General features: G+C 40.5%; 19 protein-coding genes. 10 read left to right on the top strand and 9 right to left on the bottom strand.

What is annotated here, in order from left to right:
• Position 1 precedes the first annotated feature (1 nt).
• Positions 2-1,054 (top strand): M20 family metallo-hydrolase, encoded by a 1,053-nt coding sequence (locus tag VOI17_RS16460; protein WP_323758321.1) that lies wholly within the window; start codon positions 2-4, stop codon positions 1,052-1,054.
• A 742-nt stretch (positions 1,055-1,796) separates the two neighbouring features.
• Here VOI17_RS16460 and VOI17_RS16455 read toward each other — a convergent pair.
• Positions 1,797-2,309 carry a SixA phosphatase family protein gene (locus tag VOI17_RS16455; RefSeq protein ID WP_323758320.1) on the bottom strand — a complete coding sequence of 171 codons (513 nt, stop codon included), beginning with the start codon at positions 2,307-2,309 and terminating at the stop codon, positions 1,797-1,799.
• Positions 2,310-2,370: 61 nt separating this feature from the next.
• Between VOI17_RS16455 and VOI17_RS16450 the strand changes: the two genes are divergently transcribed.
• Complete coding sequence (locus tag VOI17_RS16450) at positions 2,371-2,562, top strand: cold-shock protein (protein WP_068418728.1); 192 nt, start codon at positions 2,371-2,373, stop codon at positions 2,560-2,562.
• A gap of 133 nt (positions 2,563-2,695) precedes the next feature.
• Here the strand turns inward: VOI17_RS16450 and VOI17_RS16445 are convergent, their stop codons facing one another.
• Positions 2,696-3,523, bottom strand: a complete 828-nt coding sequence (locus VOI17_RS16445; protein ID WP_323758319.1) for a hypothetical protein — start codon at positions 3,521-3,523, stop codon at positions 2,696-2,698.
• 219 nt (positions 3,524-3,742) lie between these two features.
• On the opposite strand from VOI17_RS16445, the gene VOI17_RS16440 reads away from it, so the two are divergent.
• Together VOI17_RS16440 and VOI17_RS16435 are read left to right on the top strand one after the other, a co-directional pair.
• Positions 3,743-4,123 carry a hypothetical protein gene (locus VOI17_RS16440; protein WP_323758318.1) on the top strand — a complete coding sequence of 127 codons (381 nt, stop codon included), beginning with the start codon at positions 3,743-3,745 and terminating at the stop codon, positions 4,121-4,123.
• 219 nt (positions 4,124-4,342) lie between these two features.
• Complete coding sequence (locus VOI17_RS16435) at positions 4,343-4,618, top strand: hypothetical protein (protein WP_323758317.1); 276 nt, start codon at positions 4,343-4,345, stop codon at positions 4,616-4,618.
• 161 nt (positions 4,619-4,779) lie between these two features.
• Here the strand turns inward: VOI17_RS16435 and VOI17_RS16430 are convergent, their stop codons facing one another.
• The 5 genes from VOI17_RS16430 to rlmD form a co-directional block, all read right to left on the bottom strand.
• Positions 4,780-5,733 (bottom strand): aldo/keto reductase, encoded by a 954-nt coding sequence (locus VOI17_RS16430; protein ID WP_323758316.1) that lies wholly within the window; start codon positions 5,731-5,733, stop codon positions 4,780-4,782.
• A gap of 104 nt (positions 5,734-5,837) precedes the next feature.
• Positions 5,838-8,432, bottom strand: coding sequence for an FtsX-like permease family protein (locus VOI17_RS16425; RefSeq protein WP_323758315.1), 2,595 nt, complete (start codon positions 8,430-8,432; stop codon positions 5,838-5,840).
• Positions 8,429-8,755: a PadR family transcriptional regulator gene (locus VOI17_RS16420; protein WP_323758314.1), complete on the bottom strand. Its 327-nt coding sequence runs from the start codon at positions 8,753-8,755 to the stop codon at positions 8,429-8,431. Before VOI17_RS16420 ends, VOI17_RS16425 begins: the two co-directional genes overlap by 4 nt.
• 145 nt (positions 8,756-8,900) lie before the next feature.
• Positions 8,901-9,080, bottom strand: a complete 180-nt coding sequence (locus VOI17_RS16415; RefSeq protein WP_323758313.1) for a ribbon-helix-helix domain-containing protein — start codon at positions 9,078-9,080, stop codon at positions 8,901-8,903.
• A 117-nt stretch (positions 9,081-9,197) separates the two neighbouring features.
• Positions 9,198-10,619, bottom strand: a complete 1,422-nt coding sequence (gene rlmD / locus VOI17_RS16410) for a 23S rRNA (uracil(1939)-C(5))-methyltransferase RlmD (protein WP_323758312.1) — start codon at positions 10,617-10,619, stop codon at positions 9,198-9,200.
• Between the two features lie 162 nt (positions 10,620-10,781).
• Here rlmD and VOI17_RS16405 point away from each other — a divergent pair, with 162 nt between their 5' ends.
• Positions 10,782-12,371, top strand: coding sequence for a SulP family inorganic anion transporter (locus VOI17_RS16405; protein ID WP_323758311.1), 1,590 nt, complete (start codon positions 10,782-10,784; stop codon positions 12,369-12,371).
• Here VOI17_RS16405 and VOI17_RS16400 read toward each other — a convergent pair.
• Positions 12,368-13,279: a carboxypeptidase-like regulatory domain-containing protein gene (locus VOI17_RS16400; RefSeq protein WP_323758310.1), complete on the bottom strand. Its 912-nt coding sequence runs from the start codon at positions 13,277-13,279 to the stop codon at positions 12,368-12,370. The two genes, VOI17_RS16405 and VOI17_RS16400, sit on opposite strands and share 4 nt — an antisense overlap.
• Before the next feature lie 72 nt (positions 13,280-13,351).
• Here VOI17_RS16400 and VOI17_RS16395 point away from each other — a divergent pair, with 72 nt between their 5' ends.
• Positions 13,352-14,161, top strand: coding sequence for an SDR family oxidoreductase (locus VOI17_RS16395; RefSeq protein WP_323758309.1), 810 nt, complete (start codon positions 13,352-13,354; stop codon positions 14,159-14,161).
• 142 nt (positions 14,162-14,303) lie between these two features.
• Positions 14,304-14,855 (top strand): hypothetical protein, encoded by a 552-nt coding sequence (locus VOI17_RS16390; RefSeq protein ID WP_323758308.1) that lies wholly within the window; start codon positions 14,304-14,306, stop codon positions 14,853-14,855.
• Positions 14,856-14,900: 45 nt separating this feature from the next.
• Here VOI17_RS16390 and VOI17_RS16385 read toward each other — a convergent pair whose 3' ends face one another.
• Complete coding sequence (locus tag VOI17_RS16385; RefSeq protein WP_323758307.1) at positions 14,901-15,422, bottom strand: DUF4924 family protein; 522 nt, start codon at positions 15,420-15,422, stop codon at positions 14,901-14,903.
• Between the two features lie 74 nt (positions 15,423-15,496).
• On the opposite strand from VOI17_RS16385, the gene lepA reads away from it, so the two are divergent.
• The 3 genes from lepA (at position 15,497) to VOI17_RS16370 (ending at position 18,882) form a co-directional block, all read left to right on the top strand.
• A complete protein-coding gene (gene lepA, locus VOI17_RS16380) occupies positions 15,497-17,284 on the top strand; it encodes a translation elongation factor 4 (protein WP_323758306.1) in 1,788 nt (595 codons plus the stop codon).
• 10 nt (positions 17,285-17,294) lie between these two features.
• Positions 17,295-18,176, top strand: coding sequence for a bifunctional methylenetetrahydrofolate dehydrogenase/methenyltetrahydrofolate cyclohydrolase FolD (folD, locus tag VOI17_RS16375; protein ID WP_323758305.1), 882 nt, complete (start codon positions 17,295-17,297; stop codon positions 18,174-18,176).
• An 88-nt stretch (positions 18,177-18,264) separates the two neighbouring features.
• Positions 18,265-18,882, top strand: coding sequence for a 7-carboxy-7-deazaguanine synthase QueE (locus tag VOI17_RS16370; protein WP_323758304.1), 618 nt, complete (start codon positions 18,265-18,267; stop codon positions 18,880-18,882).
• Positions 18,883-18,890: the final 8 nt, after the last annotated feature.

The raw sequence follows: 18,890 nt of genomic DNA, 5'->3' as shown, positions 1-18,890 counted from the left end.
AATGCAGTTATTCAACGAAGCACTCGATTTACTAAAGCAGCTTATTGCTATTCCCTCTTTGAGTAAAGAAGAGGATAAAACGGCTGATTTGATCCAAACCTTTTTTCAGGATAAAGGAATTTCAACCCAAAGAAAAGGCAACAACATTTGGGTGAAGAACTTACATTTCGATGCAGGGAAACCTACCATTCTGCTCAACTCGCATCACGACACGGTAAAACCGAATGTGGGCTACACCAAAGATCCATTTTCTCCTGAGGTAAAAGACGGTAAGCTTTACGGATTAGGAAGCAATGATGCTGGAGCGAGTCTGGTTTCTCTCATGGCTTGTTTTCTGAATTTCTATAATCAGCCTGACTTAAAATATAATTTGATTTTGGCGGCTTCGGCCGAAGAAGAAATTTCTGGGAAGAATGGGGTGGAAAGTATTCTAGAAGAACTGGGTGATATTGATTTCGCCATTGTAGGTGAGCCTACTTTGCTTGATTTGGCAATCGCAGAAAAAGGATTGATGGTGTTGGATTGCGTGGCTACGGGGAAATCAGGCCATGCAGCCAGAAACGAGGGGGAGAACGCCATTTACAAAGCCATGAAGGATCTTGAATGGTTCCGTACCTATAGCTTTAACGAAGTTTCGAAAACCTTGGGGCCAGTGCAAATGTCGGTGACAATGATTAATGCAGGTCAGCAGCACAACGTAGTGCCAGATGAATGCAAGTTTGTGGTGGACGTGCGTAGTACGGATTGTTATTCGAACACCCAAATTCTGGAAATTGTCAGAGCGAATGTCAAATCCAAGGTGGAACCAAGGTCGACCAGGCTGAACCCTTCCTCCATTCCAGTGGACCATCCAATTGTTCAGGCGGGAATTGCTCTGGGGAGAAGAACTTATGGCTCTCCAACAATGTCCGATCAAGCGTTGATGCCTTATCCTTCATTAAAGCTCGGTGTTGGCGATTCTGCACGATCACATACAGCCGATGAATTCGTTTTCATCCATGAAATCGAAGAGGGTATTGAGTTTTACATCCAACTTCTGAAGCAGGTTTTGTGATTTAGTTGGTGTTTAAAATTTAGAGCCTTCTCCGAAGCCTAGGAGCTCAGGGAAAGAAAGGCGTGATTGTGGTTTTAAGCGCTCTTTCTGCCTTGATAATGAAGCGGTATCTATGCATTATTTTCCCTGAACTAGAGATGCTTTAACAGCAATTTACGGGTCGCCCCGATGGGGCTTAAGGTTTGTTCGTTAGCGGTTATTCTACAATCAGGTCACCTCTACGAGGTTGGGTTCCTTGGAAATTATGGTTGCTTTTAATGAGGTTTATGCAATAGGAATTAAAATGAGGGCGTAAAGCTAAAAGAATCGAGAAGTTTGATTTTGAAAGATTGCTGAAGCTGTAATGGAGAAAGCGCAAATCACATCGTCCTGAAATAGGTTAACTATTGTATTATCAAGATTTAATGGATTGGCTTTACCCTCAGGCAAGATTGAATTTTTGGAACTAGGGTATGCTTTGACTAACAGGTTTAACGGGCCGCCCCGATGGGGTTTATGGGTATTAGTGGGTTATGTTACAAACAGGTCACCTCTACGAGGTTCGTTTCCTTAAAATCATGGATGCTTTTAACTGGGTTTATGCATTTTAAATGTGTAGCCTTTACTCTCTGGCAGGCTTGAATTCATAGATTCGAGAATACAAACTACTCTAGTCCCAGCGGGACTTACCGTTTGTAGCTTAATATCAAATGAGCAGATAATTAAGCTCCGTAGGAGCGACCCGTTTTATAAGAGAAGATCATTATTGCGATTTCGGGTAATCGTAATAGAATTGATGACCTCGGGTGGTTTGAATATCTTTCCAGCTTTCCATTTGGAATTCAATACCACAGACCGCAGAGGTGGGTAGATTGTCTAAATCAAAATCACTGATTTCGTTGATCAAGTAAGTTAACCCTGGATTATGGCCAAAAATCATGATTGAATCGTGTTCATCATCCACTCGGCTTAAGAGCGTTTTTATAGTTCCGGTAGACGCATGATAAAGCCTTTCTTCTTCCATAATGTCGGTGACAGTGTAACCGATTTTAGGAGAAATCACTTTGGCTGTCGTTAATGCCCTGTTGGCAGGAGAGGATATTATAAGCGATGGTTTGACGCCTTTCATGGCCAGTCTTTGCCCCATATCTGGCGCATCATTTTCACCACGATGATTTAAAGGTCGCTCAAAATCAGATAGATGCGCATTTCCCCAACTAGATTTGGCATGTCGGATGATATACAGTTTTTTATTGCCTGTTTTATTGGATTTCATAACTAATGGCTACATTTGTCGTAATACAAATAAAATTATTAATTACTTATTACAATTTACAATGAATACAGGAGTAGTAAAATTCTTCAACAATGACAAAGGCTTCGGCTTTGTTGTTGATGACGCAACAGGCGAAGAAATTTTCATTCACGTTTCTGGTACAATCGATGCCATTGACAAAGATGACAAAGTTGAATTCGAGAAAGCAGAAGGTCGTAAAGGTCTTAACGCTGTGAATGTCAAGAAAATATAGTTAAAAATTATAGATTTTTGATTACAGAACCCCGACTAGTCGGGGTTTTTTTATGTCCTAGAAACTGAGTGAGCACTTAACGCTAAGTGCTCACTAATGTGGTCGCAGCGAGGGGCTACGACCCGTGGAAGGGTTAGCCTCCACAAACTTCGTTTTGGAAGTTTGCATTCCAGCAGAACCAATCTCCGCTATTGAAATGTGCTTCCGATTTAACACGCCCTACTTTTGTATCGTTGTTAAACAGAATGGAAACGTCATAATCTTCTTCGGTTGTGCTTACAATCGAAACGTCATAGAAATGGGTGTAAGCATCTTCATCCGTAGAGCCATATTCAATATAACTTCCTTCCTTATCTGATTGAGTATCGTTAAGGCTGTAAGTCAACTTAAATTCAGCATCACTCTCTTTTTCCCAGTCAATTTGAAGTAGTTCTCGTGGTGCTTCAGGGCTTTTAAATAAAGTCCATTCACCGCTAGTATTGTCTAAGCGCGAAGTTCCGCTGAACCATAAGAAGTCTTCAAATCTTCCTTCAGAAGAGAGGTACATTTTCCACGAAGCACTTGCTCCCGTTTTTTCTGCATATAAAGTGGCCGTGATGGTTTGGTCACCTACAACAACTGAGTATTCAGATTTCCATCGGTCTTCATCATTCTGGTATTCAAAATTATGGTTGAAGGCTTCTTTATAGGCCGCAACGGGTATCGCTAAATCTACAGTAAGCATTGACTGCCAGAAAATGACATTTAAGGCAGCAAAGCCAAAGTTCGATTGGTCTTGCCCTTCTAAGTTTGCAGCGCCCGATTCTTGATTTGAGGAGAAATTCCCCATATCTGGAGCGATTGTGGACTCAGGCGGTAATGTTGGAGCCGATGGGTTGGTATCAGAATCCTTTGAACAGCCTACAAAAAGCACTGATAAGGCCATTGTAAGGCATAAACTAAGTGTTTTAAGATTTTTCATGGTCTTATAAAATTTGATTTCAGACCATATTAAGCCAAACACTGTACCACCAATTGAAGCTCTTAAGCTTGTATGGCGATGGATTTAAAAATCAAAAAGGTAAAATTGAAATAAGCTTTTATATTAGGAATATGTTTTGGTCGTAGCCGAGACGCTTCGACCAGTGGGAGGCATCATTTAGGCGATTTTTTTGCACACGAGATTTAAAAATTAAGTAAAATGAATAAGGTGAATGGCAGAAAGAGTTGGCTATTTCTAGTTCTCATATTAATAGTGATACTTTCCTATTATGCTGGAAGAGACTACTTACGATCTCTCCCCAAAAATTATGGTATTGCGGAAATAACAGAGATATATTTTCCGCTCAAGACTGGCGCAGAAGCTATATTCTCATACGTAGTTGCAGGAAAGGAATTCCATGGCTCTCTAAGAACAAAATACTTTGAAGAAGAGCCAAAGGTAGGTATGTTTTATATTGTGGAATTCCCTGAAGCATTCAATGGAAGATTTGGACGCTTATGTCCAGATCTTAAAGTTAAGGATAAGAGTATTGTGCAGCCAGATGAAGGTTGGGATGAATTACCTGAAGACATCCAATAATGAGCAATGCCCTTGCGCCCAATTACCCGCTGCTGTAGTTGCTGCTTACCTGCAGTGAGTACCTATTTATTATGCGCTCTAAGTGCATCATTTAGGCTGGAGTTTTTCTAGCACACGAGCTTTAAAAATCAAAAAGGTAAAATTGAAATAAGGTTTTTATATTAGATAATGAAAGTGGTCGCAGTGAGACACTTCGACCAGTGAAGAATAATTAAGACTATGGATTACATAATTGCTGCTGCCGCTTTATTTTTTGTTAGCAATATAGCCTTTCGAGTCCTATGGACTGTTTTGGACAAGCGATGTAATGGAGAGTTAAGAGCTAAAAGAATTGGGAGTTATAATCTAGACTCTTCAAATGTTAAAAGAATAATCGGTCAAACGCATGATGCTAAATTAAGGAGTCAGTTAAGGCTTCTTTTATTTACTCACTGGCTTTCTGGTTTTTCATTCTTAGTAATGATAGTAGCAATGTTTATAGGTTTCTTTTTTTAGTCCCCAACTGACGCTCACTTGCCCACTGCGATAACTGGTGCTTACCTGCGGTGAGTACCTATTTTGTTATGCACTTTAAGTGCATCATTTAGAATAAAACAAAAAAACCAGCCTTGTCTCCAAAGCTGGTTTTCAAAAATTTAAATATTTGCTAAGCTAGACTAGTTATTCCAAAGTCCTTCAGCGGTGTAACTTCCGCCTTCACGTTCCCAAAACTTACCGTTCAGGAATCGGTAACCTTTATCAAGCTTGTTGAGTTTGGCTATTTCTTCATAACTCAACTCAATTTTAGCCGACTTCAAATTCTTCTTTAACCTTTCTGGGTTCACCGATTTTGGAATTACCGCAGTACCTCTGGCTTCCGCCCATTTGATTAAAATTTGAGCGGGATGGACATTATGGGCTTCAGCGATTTTCTTCACCACTTCATTTTCAAACATATCAGGCTCGTCATCTCCCTTCATGCCGGCACTTCGATCTTTAGAACCTAAAGGAGAATAAGCGGTGTAATGAATGTTGTTGTCAATGCAGAAATGCAATAAATCATTTTGAGCCAAATAAGGATGCGACTCTACTTGGTTCATTTCTGGCTGAATGATGGCAGTTTCCATTAGTTTTTTCAACTTAGGAATATTGAAGTTTGAAACGCCAATATGCTTTACCAAACCCTTCTCTACACAGGCTTCCATGGCTTTCCAAGTATCGGCAATGGGCATTTCATCAATTGGAATAAAGTCGTCAGCAGTTTTTGGGTTGATGGCTTCTTTCTTATGGGCAATAGGCCAGTGGATTAAGTACAGATCCAAATAGTCTAATTGGAGGGCTTTCAAAGATTCTTGTAAAGCAGGTTCCACATCTTCGGGAGCGTGGAATGAATTCCAAAGTTTAGAAGTCACAAAAAGGTCTTCGCGCTTCACATCACCTTCGGAAAAGGCATCGGCAAAAGCATTTCCAATTTCGGCTTCGTTTTGGTAGATCCATGCGCAGTCAATATGGCGATAACCTAATTTTATGGCTGTTCTAACGGCTTGATAAACTTCGCCCGGTTCAGACTTCCAAGTTCCGAGTCCGATGGCTTCTAATACATCTCCGTTCTTAAATATCAGTTGGTTCATAATGCTTCTAAAGAAATTTCACTCCCTAAACTAATGAACTACGCTGTCAGTTCATTGGTTTTTGCATTTCTAAAGAAATGTTTTTTCAAAATTACCACCAACGGCTACTCATTTCTTAGATTATGAACGGGGTTTGTTCTCATGATCTTCTGCGTTTGCCAAAGAATAGCCAAAGCACCAATACCAACTGTAAGCATTGAACTAATGAGTATTTCAAGAAAGCCTACGCCACCACTGAATTTATTGTAGATGCTCACAAATACTGAGTCGTAAAATAAGTAGGCAGCGGGTACTGCTATGATTAAGGCGATAACCCACATTTTGAAGAACATACTGGACAATGATTTTAAAAGGCTCAAGCCATCCGCACCCAAAACCTTTCTAATGGCCACTTCTTTGGTTCGATTCTCGGTAGAATAGATGACCATACCAAGTAGGCCAAGGCTGGAAATGGTTACTACGAGGAGGGCTAGAAATCCGAAAATTTTCAACCCAATCATAAAGTATTCATAGGCGCTTTCAATTTCAGTATCTAAAAAAGTGGCTTTGAAGGGCTGGTTAGGATAGAGTTGTTCCCACCCACTTTCTAGGCTACTCAATGTTTTGGGTAAGTTTTGTGATGTGATTGAAAGTAGGGCATAGTTTAGACCAGAGTTGCTAAGGCGCATGACCATTGGCTCTATGCTTTCATTTAATGGCTCATGATTATAATCCTTGATCACACCGACAATCTGAACTTTCTGGTCATTTTGAAACTGACTCAAAAGGCTGTCTTTTTTGGATGGGTTGAGGATGCTTAACTTAGTCATCAGGCTCTGATTCACCAGTATTTGCTCTATTTGATTGGTCAAAATTGTCCCATCGCCCCAAACCATTTCAATTTCCATATGGTCTATAAACTGATGGTCTATAAATACTTCTCTGGCCCTAGTGGAGTCTAGTTTGTTTTGGCTATAAAAATAAACTGAACGTGACAATGGGGTGCCTGGAATACTCGATGAGAAGCTAATGTCGTTCACTTCGGGATCAGAGAGAAATATATTTCTAAGAAGGTCGGCTTGGCTGGATTCAATAGGCACCACCAAAATGTTCTCTTTATGAAAGCCTAAGTTATAAGTGAGAGTATGCTGATATTGCCTGACCAATACACCAATGCCAATCATGAAAATTAAGGATACCATAAACTGAAAGACCATCAAACCTTTTCTGATTCCAGAAATAGATACTTTGTTGGTACCTATAGTGTTTCTTAATGCAGCAATTGGGCTTGTTCTGGCATAAAAGAATGCAGGAACCAAACCTGTAAGTAGTCCGGTGCCGATGGCGAAAAGAATAAAGATGAAGACGAGTTTAAAGTTTAATGCGAAAGTGAGGGATGATGCCCCGACTAGTGATGACAAAAACTCATCTCTGATAAGGGAAAAGAAAATTGTACTGATGCCCAAAGCAATGAGGCAAATGAGTATCGTTTCAACCAGAAATTGATGAATGATCTGCTCTGATTGCCCACCCATTACTTTTCTGATGCCAATTTCTTTTGACCTTTTGAGCGCACTCGCGATGGCCATATTTACATAATTGATGCAGGCGGGCAATAAGATTAAAAGGGCTGTTCCGAAGAAAAGTAGCAGTCCGGCTTTGTCAAATACCAAACCTACTTCATCATCGAGGTCTGGTCCTGGGTTGATGTCGAGAATGGATTGTATTCGATAGTTTGCTTCTGTGTTTTGCGCTTCGAAGAAGGACGCGCCTGTATTGCCAAGGGCATTGATCTCTTTTTCAAGAGAAGCGATTGATTTATCTGATTTGAAGTAGTAAAAATTACCATGAAAATCGTCCCATTTTTTATTGTTTGATATGCTGCTCGGGATGGCTGCTAATAAGTCAAAGGTGAAATGCGTGTTTTTGGGAAAAGGCGCCAGTACACCGGCTACCTCTAAGTTGCCCCAATTCTCAGTCTTGAGTATTTGATTCATGGCCGGTTTTTGCCCGAAAAGTTTTTCTGCTAACTCGGAGGTGATAATCACTTTTCCAGGCATGTTTAGGGCACTTTTATTTCCTTCTATTAAGGGAAACGAGAACATATCAAGGAACGCAGGCCCTGTCAAATAACCTGATAGTCTGAATGGGTCTCCGGTGGTTTTTACTGTAGGGAAGAACTTATCGTTAATATGAACCTTATTGGTGATCGAGGGGAGGGCGTCATCACAGAGGTAGGCCAAAGCACTTGGTATAGATGCAAATCGGCTGGTGCTTTCCAAACCAGTCACTTCAGTGGTGACTCGGTAGATCTTTGAGGAATCCTCATGAAATTTATCGAACTGCTTAAGTTCGACCATCATGGTGAGGGCCAAAAGCGCAATGGACATGCCTAATGCCAAGCCAAATACACTTAAAAAGGTAAAACTCTTCTGTTTGATAATGTTTCGAAACGATATTTTAAAGTAGCTTTTGAGCATGGCAATGGAGTTGTTGTTTTGTGGTTGAGAATTTTTGTGTTGTTTTTTCCTTTTTGTAATCGCATAAGAAAAGGACAGCCTTATCATTTGTAGCCAATAGAAACACTTGGCATAGCCTTTTCCGTGCTCCACAGCATTGATCTGATAGAGCTCTTCTAAATCTCCCAGTAAGTCTTCAACAGCTGCCTGACCGCATAGTGCTGTGAAGATTTTTTCTGCTAATTGTGGAGGTTTATTCATTTAAGTGAAAGGTTAATTTTAGACACCGACCAAAGCTCATCTCTTAAGGACTTCATGTCGTTGAGTGAGATGATGGCTTTCTGTTGAAGTTCAAAGTAACGCTTTCTTCTACCACCGCGTGTGGCAGTGGGTTCGCCTAAGTAGGAAGTGATAAGTCCTTTTTCTTCTAGGCGGGTGAGTGTAGAATGGAGCGCTCCAAGGCTTAGTGTCCTATTTGCTCTTGATGCAATATTTTCAAGGATAGCAACTCCATAGGCCTCCTCACCGAGGTGTGCAATGGTAAGCAGAACAAGCTCTTCGAATTCACCTAAGTAGCCTTTCATATTTCTATTAGTTTCTATTTTTAATATTAAATAAAAGTACGGCTGTTTTTCAGATATGTTTCTGTTTTTAATAAAAAATAATTTTGGGGTGGGTTATACTTGGGGGAAAGGGTAAGTTGAGACTTAAGGAGGGGAGGTATTTTATTTATTGCGTTTTTGCTTTGATTATGTCCTGAACACTACGGCCACTGACAGGCGCTTCCCAACCCTTCTCGATTTCCATGCGAAGGGCATCACGCATAAGTTCACTCGCATTTTGGTAATCACCCGCCTCAATTTGAGAGGCAATATATTTCTCTTGATTATTGCTCAAACTGACATTCATGGTTTTCTGCTTCCTTGAACATTCAATATAACCAACATGTCGATATATAGTAAATATAGACACGATGATTGATCGTTTCTCAAGGTTAATCAAGGTTTAGTCACCCATGAAAAGCCCTCATTTCAATTCCAACAAAACCACATTCTCCACATGATGCGTCTGTGGAAACATATCAACGGGCTGCACTTTTTTAACGGTATATTTTGCATCGAGTAAAGCCAAGTCACGCGCTTGTGTGGCGGGGTTACAACTTACATAGACAATCTTTTTAGCCTCAATTTTGAGCAGCATTCCAATTACATCTTCATGCATTCCTGCGCGTGGAGGGTCGGTGATGATCACATCAGGCCTGTCATGATTGGACATAAAGTCGTCATTCAGTAATTCTCTCATGTCACCAGCATAGAACTCGGTATTCGTTACTCCATTGATTTCTGAATTCACTTTAGCATCTTCAATGGCTGCTTCTACATATTCTAAACCAATTACCTTTTTTGCGTCCTTGGCTATAAAGTTGGCAATGGTGCCGGTGCCAGTATATAAATCATAGACAACTTCGTCACCTTTTAAACCAGCAAAGTCTCTGGCGATTTTGTAGAGTTCATAAGCCTGGGAGGCGTTGGTTTGGTAAAACGATTTTGGCCCAACCCTGAACCTTACATCTTCCATGGCTTCGGTAATGTGGGCTTCACCATAATAAAGCATTACCTCAAGGTCATGGAAAGTTTCGTTGCCCTTGTCGTTGATCACGTATTGTAGGGAATGAATATGAGGGAAGGCGGTTTTGATGTGCTCCATTAGTCCCATATTCTTTTCATGCTCCCTGGCAAACTGAACAATGACCATCCATTGGTCCAGCGATGAATTTCTGATGATCAGGTTTCTGAGGTTTCCAGTTCTTCTTTTTAAATCGAAGAAAGGCAAGTCGTTTTCAAGGCAATATTTTCTTACCGAAAGCCTTATTTCGTTGGAAGGATCAGGCTGGTGATAACAAGTTTCAATGTCTAATATTTTATCAAAACTGCCAGGAACGTGGAAGCCCAAAGCTCTTCGGTCTGCATCTTCACCAGTAGCAATTTCTTCTTTGGTAAGCCATTTCCAGTTCGAAAAAGTGTATTCTAGCTTGTTTCGGTAATACTTGATTTTTGAAGAGCCTAAAATCGGGCTGATTTCAGGCAAAGGAATTTTGCCAATGCGCTCCAAATTATCAATCACCTGCTGGTGCTTGTATTTTAGTTGAATGTCATAAGGAATGTGTTGCCATTTACAGCCACCACAAATGCCAAAATGCTTACAGAAAGGCTCTATCCTGTCTTTTGAATATTCATGAAAAGTAAGGGGCTTACCTTCCATAAAGTTCTTTTTCTTTCGGGTCACAAGTACATCTACCACATCACCGGGCGCTACGCCTTCCACAAAAAGCACTTCATCGTTTACACGGGCAATGCACTTTCCTTCTGCCGCAATGCCTTCGATTCTCACTTGTTCTAGTACTTTTCTTTTCCCCCTGAATTTTGCCATGCGCGAAGATAATTTCATTCTCTGAAACTCTAGTTACTCTGCTGAAATTTTGCAGGGGCAAGACTGTATCATTAGGCAAACTTAATGGATTCATAATTTCTGTTGAATGAACAATTCATAGGCAAGTCTTTCTGTCTTAACGAAATGCCCTACCTTTGCAGCCCTATTAGAAAAGTGAATATGAATTTTAGAGAAACCTTCTCAATTGTTGACAAAAACAGAGTCAGTGCCAAAAGCGATATTTTTTCAGGCTTAACGGTGGCTTTGGCCCTTGTACCCGAGGCTGTTGCATTTTCCTTTGTAGCCGGTATTTCTCCAATCGTTGGGCTTTATGGCGCTTTTATGATGGGGATTATTACTGCCATTTTTGGTGGAAGACCCGGAATGATTTCAGGCGCTACTGGTGCTTTGGCCGTAGTGATGGTTTCATTGGTGGCAGAAGGTGAACTTATGGGAGATGGGCAAGGCCTTCAGTTCTTGTTTGCTACCTTGATCTTAACAGGCATTATTCAAATGTCTGCTGGCTTTCTAAAGCTGGGCAAGTTCATCAGAATGGTACCTCATTCAGTAATGATGGGCTTTGTGAACGGCTTGGCGATCGTGATTTTTATGTCGCAATTGGGCATGTTTAAAATAGGTGGAGAATGGCTAACGGGTTCTTCTTTACTTATTATGCTTGGCCTGACGCTATTGACCATGGCCATTATGGTATTCCTTCCCAAAATCAATAAAAATATTCCAGGTGCACTAGTGGCCATTGTGGTGGTTTCGCTGATTGTGATTTTTGGAGGAGTAGAAACAGAAACTGTAAAGAGCTTTATTCAAGCTGGTGGAGGCGATGGCATTAAAGCCGGACTTCCTTCTTTTAATGTGCCAGTAATCGACCTCAACTGGGACACGCTAGCGTTTATTTTACCTTATGCGATCATCTTAGCCGCTATTGGCCTGATCGAGTCATTGATGACGCTTAACCTTTTGGATGAACTGACTGAAACCCGTGGAAGCGGAAACCGTGAATCGGTAGCGCAAGGCTTGGGTAATTTGGTCAATGGATTCTTTGGTGGAATGGGCGGTTGCGCCATGATCGGTCAAAGTATTATCAATGTAAAATCTGGTGGTAGAGGTCGTCTTTCAGGCGTTGTAGCCGCATTGGCTTTGTTAGGCTTTATCCTTTTTGCTTCCGAATACATTGAAATGGTGCCTATCGCAGCATTGGTAGGCGTAATGTTTATGGTGGTCATTGGCACATTTGCTTGGTCAACTTTTAAGGTATGGAACAAAGTACCAAAGGCCGATGTCATCGTGATTCTGTTAGTGACAGTGCTTACTGTAATTTTCGATTTGGCCATTGCCGTATTTGCTGGGGTAATCATTTCAGCCTTGGTGTTTGCATGGCAAAACGCATTGCGCATTCGAGCCCGCAAATCAATTGACGAGCATGGTATTAAGCACTATGAAATTTACGGGCCGTTGTTCTTTGGTTCTATCAGCCTTTTCAATAGCAAATTCGATATCAAAGAAGATCCAGATGAAGTGGTCATTGACTTTGCTGAATCAAGAATTGTTGACCAATCTGCCATAGAGGCGATTAACAAATTGGCAGAAAGGTATCAGAAAGAAGGAAAAACCATCCACTTGCGTCATTTAAGTAAAGATTGCTTAGCGCTAATTAAACGTGCCGAAGAAATTTGCGATGTGAATGTGGTGGAAGATCCAGATTACTTTGTAGCCATTGATAATTACAATAAGAAAGTGGCGGCTGAGGTTTAGTATTCGTTTTTAGCCCGTTTCCATAATCTGATTGAGCTTCCAACTGTTGCTATTAACGAATCAAAGCTTCGATAATGCTGATAGCTCAATCCAAGCTCAAAATATCTTAGGACTTTATATTTTAATGAAGCATTAAATTCTACGTTTTTACCCCAAAAGGTTGAAGAGAACTCAAGAGGGATGTAGTGATATGAGCCAACTCTAATTTCTTTTCTTGCCCCAAGAAGGATTCCAAAAGTCTTCTTGGAATTTAAATCATGATTACTAACTCCAAACCCAATGTTACCATCAAAATATCTCAATTTTGGTTGAAATGAGAATGTGGAATTTTTGAAACTGTACTCTTGGAAAGAGATTTTTTGGTATCGAAATGTAGTGCCAATGCTTATGTTAGGATATGAGTAGATAAGATTGGAAGCTTCTATTTTTGAGTCGAGAAAATCAGCTTGGCTAGTAAGGTTTTTTACGACTGAAGTTCGGATTGAAAACCACCCAATTTGGTCTGAAACGTAGCTAAGCTTTCCTATAACAAACCTGTTCTTCAGATCATATCCTGCATCAAAATGAATACGATTCTGGCCAAAATCATCTTGAATGATATATGGTTTGAGCTCAATTAGATAAAATTTGTCTTCAGTAATTTGAACTTCCCTTTCGACTAACCCAACGAATTTAAAAATAAGTGTTTGTCCGAGTTCAACCTCAATTTCAAAATCACCATCAATAGTTGTTAGTGTTTTTTTGTCAGTTTCTTTTGCTTGAATGCTCACAAAGCGCAATGGCAATTCATCATCTGAAGCTATAACTTTCCCTTTAATAACCATTTGAGCCTTACTGTAGCCAGTAATCAATAGTAGAAAGGTAATTATGTATACTAGCTTTTTCATTAATTTATTAACAGCCATCATGTATTAAGCCCTTAATATCATGAATTATTTAAGAGAGTTCTAAAAGCTGATATCTTTGCGTAAATATTAAGCATGAAAAACAAAGTTGTCATCATCACAGGAGCTTCTTCGGGTATTGGAAAAGCATTGGCCATTGAGTTTGCTAAACTGGGCGCACATATTGTCATTACTGGTAGAAATGAAGCACGCCTCAATGAAGTGGCCGAAATGCTGGATGGCATGAAAACCCGAAATCTTTGTCTAAAACTAGATGTAGCCAAAGAAAAAGACAATAAAATTCTGGTCAACGAAACCGTAAAAACCTTTGGTAAAATTGATATCCTAATCAATAATGCGGGTATTTCCATGCGCGCACTTTTCGAAGAAATCGAAATGGATGTTTTCAAAAAAGTAATGGACATTAACTTTTACGGAACCCTTTACGCCACCAAATACTGTCTTCCTGAAATATTAAAAACGAAAGGCTCCATTGTGGGCGTGTCGTCAATTAATGGTTACCGAGGTACACCAGCCAGAACCGCTTACACCGCTTCAAAATACGCGATGAATGGCTTTATGGAATCACTACGTACAGAAGTGATGCACAGAGGTGTTCACGTACTCGTGGCCTGCCCTGGCTTTACTGGAACAAATATCAGAAATGCGGCACTTACCGCTGACGGTACTTCCCAAGGTGAATCGCCTCGTGATGAAGGAAAAATGATGACGGCAGAAGAAGTTGCGCAAGGCATTATCAAGGCCATTCAAAAAAGAAAGCGCGACATTGTATTTACCAGCCAAGGTAAATTGGCCGTTTTCCTCAATAAATGGATGCCCGGCCGAATGGATAAAATCGTATTCAATGTTTTCGCGAAAGAACCCGACTCTCCCTTCGGGAAGTAGTTATTAGTGTATTGGTTATTAGGGAGGAGTGATCAGGGAATCAGTTATGGGTATATTGGTTAGGGGGTATAGTTGATCGGCATATCAGAAATCAGTCATAAGTGCATTCTTTTAGTTTAGGTTTTTCATAAATTCAACCCTGATGAAATTAGAAGGGAAAAAGGAAAATTTTTGGCACATAATAAACTCTACTGACTTTATAGAAATTCCGATTGATCAGTCTGTTGAAGAAGAAAAACCACCTTTAATCCTGCGTAACTCTAAGACTTATTATAAGGGTTATCTATATGTTATGCTTACCATGTTTGCAGTGCTAAATTTGGTTCTTTTATTTAATCATCTATTCCGAAACAAGCCTTATGAGATTACGGAGTTCCTGCAAGTGATAGCGTTTTTTTTAATTATCTCCTTGGTTGGTATCATTCCAATTTTGGATAAAAGACCAAAGCTCACCATTAATTCTATGGGTATTGAAACAAAGAGTCAGTATATATCGTGGCGTGTGGTTAGGAATATGTACGTGAGAAAGTCTCCCACTAATTATGATGACAGATTGATTCTAATTATAGAGAAGGATTATAAAGAGAAAGAAGAGATTGAGCTAACAGCAATTGAAGGAACTCCAGAAGAATTAGCAATACTTATTGGCGGATACTATTCAACTTACCTTAAACGCCAAGATAAATTGAATTGACAACTCCCTGATCTACTCATTCCCTCTTAACTAATCACCCCTTAACTAATAACTAATCTTCACCGACAGGTAAGAAAGTACATTCCCAAAATGATCAAGCTGTGCTAAGGTGTCGTCTAGAATTTCTTTTCCGTTCATTCTGGCGATCAGTAGGCCCAAAATACCATTAAGGCAAGCTTGAATGGGGTCGTTAATTAAGCCATTGGACTCAACAATAGAAGCACGAATAGCAGGGCGGGCACGGTTGAAAATTGCACGATAGTTTTCGTCATTCACCTGAAGTTGTAAACTGAGGTCGGAAAGGCGTTTTACTTCCTCCTGAACAAAACTCAGGTGGCCTTCGCGTTCCAGCGCTTCCTCCTTCATTTGAGCAATTATGACTTTGTACCACTCGGTCAATTCCGCTTTTCCTTCCGCATTTAAGCTTTCTTCAGGAATATTCTTTACCACATGGTTCTCAATTTTTTGAATATCGAATTCAAAATTTCGAACCAACATTTCGGTTTGGTACATGTAAACGATGTATTCCGATAGGTTCTGTCTCTTTTTCTTGTCTGCCAATAACATAGTGCAAAATTAATGGTTATCCCCACAAAGCAAATGCATCATAATTTTCTATTTTTGCACTTCTTTTAAAAACTATGGAGAGAATCAGGAATTTCTGTATTATCGCACACATCGACCACGGTAAGAGTACTTTGGCCGATCGTCTACTTCAGTTCACTGGAACGGTTGGCGATCGCGACATGCAGAATCAGTTGTTGGACAACATGGACTTGGAACGTGAACGTGGTATTACTATCAAGAGTCACGCAATCCAAATGAAATATATGCATAAGGGCGAGGAATATACCCTCAACCTTATCGACACCCCCGGACACGTGGATTTTTCATATGAAGTATCTCGATCAATTGCTGCCTGCGAAGGCGCATTGCTTATTGTAGATGCTTCTCAGGGTGTGGAGGCGCAAACCATTTCTAACCTTTATTTGGCTTTGAATCACGACCTGGAGATTATTCCAGTGCTCAATAAAATAGATTTACCAGGCGCCATGCCTGAAGAAATGACGGATCAGGTGGTAGAGCTTATCGGCTGCGATCCCGAAGACGTCATTAGAGCAAGTGGAAAAGAAGGTTTGGGTATCGAAGATATTTTAACGGCCATTGTTGAAAAAATTCCAGCACCAAAAGGTGATCCTAAGGAGCCTTTGAGAGCGATGATCTTCGATTCAGTTTTCAACTCTTTTAGAGGGATCGAAGTAATTTTCCGTGTTTTTGACGGTACAATCAAAAAGGGAGATAAGATTAAATTCGTGAATACGGATAAGATCTATAATGCCGATGAAATTGGTGTGCTGAAACTGAAACAGCAGCCAGAAAAAGAAATTAGCGCAGGAAATGTGGGCTACCTCATTTCAGGTATTAAAGTGGCCAAGGAAGTGAAAGTGGGTGATACCATCACTCATCCAGATCGACCAACGACCAAAATTATTAAAGGCTTTGAAGATGTGAAGCCAATGGTTTTCGCAGGTATTTACCCTGTGGAAACCTCTGAATTCGAAGAATTGAGGGCTTCAATGGAAAAGCTTCAATTGAATGATGCTTCCTTGGTTTGGGAACCTGAAACTTCTGCCGCTTTGGGCTTTGGTTTCCGTTGTGGTTTCTTGGGGATGCTCCATTTGGAGATTATTCAGGAAAGATTAGAGCGTGAATTTGACATGACGGTAATTACTACCGTTCCTTCAGTTCAGTTTCACGCAGTAAGAACAGATGGATCGATTCTTAAAATTAATGCGCCATCTGAAATGCCCGATGCGTCTTCCATTTCTCATTTGGAAGAGCCATTTATTCGTGCTCAAATCATTTCTAAGTCTGAGTATGTAGGTGGCATCATCAATCTATGTATGGACAAAAGGGGCTTGATTAAAAATCAAGTTTACCTTACGAGTGATAGGGTTGAACTGAGTTTTGAAATGCCATTGGCTGAAATCGTTTTCGATTTCTTCGATAAACTCAAAACGATTTCTCGTGGTTATGCATCGCTTGATTATGAGTTGATTGGTTTCCGCCAGTCTACCATGGTGAAACTGGATATTATGCTCAACGGAGAAAAAGTAGATGCACTTTCGGCCATTGTACATAAAGACAAAGCCTATGATTGGGGAAAAAGACTCTGTGAGAAATTGCAGGAGTTGATTCCACGCCAAATGTTTGAGATTGCCATTCAGGCCTCCATTGGCACCAAGATTATTGCAAGGGAATCAGTAAAAGCTTTACGTAAAAACGTATTGGCAAAATGTTACGGTGGTGATATTTCCAGAAAGCGTAAGCTTTTAGAAAAGCAGAAAAAAGGTAAGAAAAGAATGCGTCAGGTAGGTAATGTGGAAATTCCACAAGAAGCCTTTATGGCGGTGCTTAAGTTAGACTAAAGTAAAAGTAATGGCATATCAATTATTGGACGGAAAAGGTACAGCTCAATCCATAAAAGATGAGTTGAAAGAAAAAGTAGCACAGATAAAGGCTGAAGGAGGTAAAGTCCCTCATTTGGCTGCTGTTTTGGTGGGTAATGATGGCGCAAGCCAAACTTACGTAAACGCCAAAGTAAAAGCCTGCGAGCAAATCGGCTTTGGCTCTACTTTGATTCACCTCTCTGAAGAGACTTCTGAAGCTGAAGTTTTGGCTACTGTTCAAAAATTGAATGATGACCCTGAAATTGATGGCTTTATCGTTCAAGTGCCGCTTCCAAAACAAATTGATGAGCAAAAAGTAGTGGAGGCCATTCTTCCCAATAAAGATGTGGACGGATTCCACCCAGTGAATTTGGGTAAAATGCTTTTGGGTTTACCTACGCTTTTACCTGCCACACCAAAAGGAATGATGCTTTTGCTCGAGCGCAACGGTATTGAAACCTCAGGAAAACATTGTGTGGTGATTGGCCGAAGCAATACGGTGGGTACGCCTATCAGTGTATTGATGTCTAGAAACGGCAATCCCGGAAATGCTACCGTAACCCTTTGCCACAGCCGAACCAAAAACTTAGCTGAAATCACTAAGCAAGCCGATATTTTGATCGTTGCGATTGGTAAGGAAGGCTTTGTTTCTGCTGATATGGTAAAAGAAGGAGCAACCGTAATCGATGTTGGAATTCATAGAGTTCCATCTGATCAAACCAAGTCGGGCTTTAAGTTGAAAGGCGATGTAAAGTTTGATGAAGTAGCACCAAAGTGTGAGTTCATTACACCAGTACCCGGTGGCGTTGGTCCAATGACGATCGCGTCATTGCTCTGGAACACTTACCTTACTTCACAAAAATTAGTTTAACCGCCTCGAAGTCATCCTGTCCCGAGTGTTCGCGATCAGGATCCGTCAAACAGGGCTGCAGTTTCAACTCCTGCTTTAAAAAATTGGAATGTCAAAAACAAAGGAAATCATACAGCTTCCTATCATGGAAGCTTTTTATACAATTCAGGGAGAAGGTCATTTCTCCGGAAATTCAGCATATTTTATTCGATTGGGCGGCTGCGATGTAGGTTGCGTTTGGTGCGATGTGAAAGATTCTTGGGACGCCAGCCAATGGCCAAAAGAATCGGTGGAGGAAATCGTTACTAAAGCTTCGGCTCATCCTGGTCGTTTGGCTGTGGTGACGGGTGGAGAGCCTTTAATGTACGATATGACGGAGTTGACAAGCCAACTTCATGCAGCAGGTTTTCAAACGAATATTGAAACTTCTGGTGCACATCCGCTTTCAGGCCATTGGGATTGGTTGTGTTTTTCTCCCAAGAAATTTAAAGCCCCAAAAGACGAATTTTATGCGGAAGCCGATGAGCTCAAAGTCATTATTTACAATAAAAGTGACTTTAAATGGGCGGAAGGCCACGCTGCGAAAATGAACAAGGACTGTATATTGTACATGCAGCCAGAATGGGATCAGTCGGAGAAAATGTTGCCTGAAATTATTGAGTATGTAAAAAATAACCCCAAGTGGAAAATATCTTTACAGACTCATAAGTTTATGAATATACCGTAGTTTAGCTA

It is taken from the genome of Roseivirga sp. (assembly GCF_034669765.1).
Classification (GTDB): Bacteria; Bacteroidota; Bacteroidia; order Cytophagales; family Cyclobacteriaceae; genus Roseivirga.
This window is presented reverse-complemented; position numbering and strand designations above follow the sequence as displayed.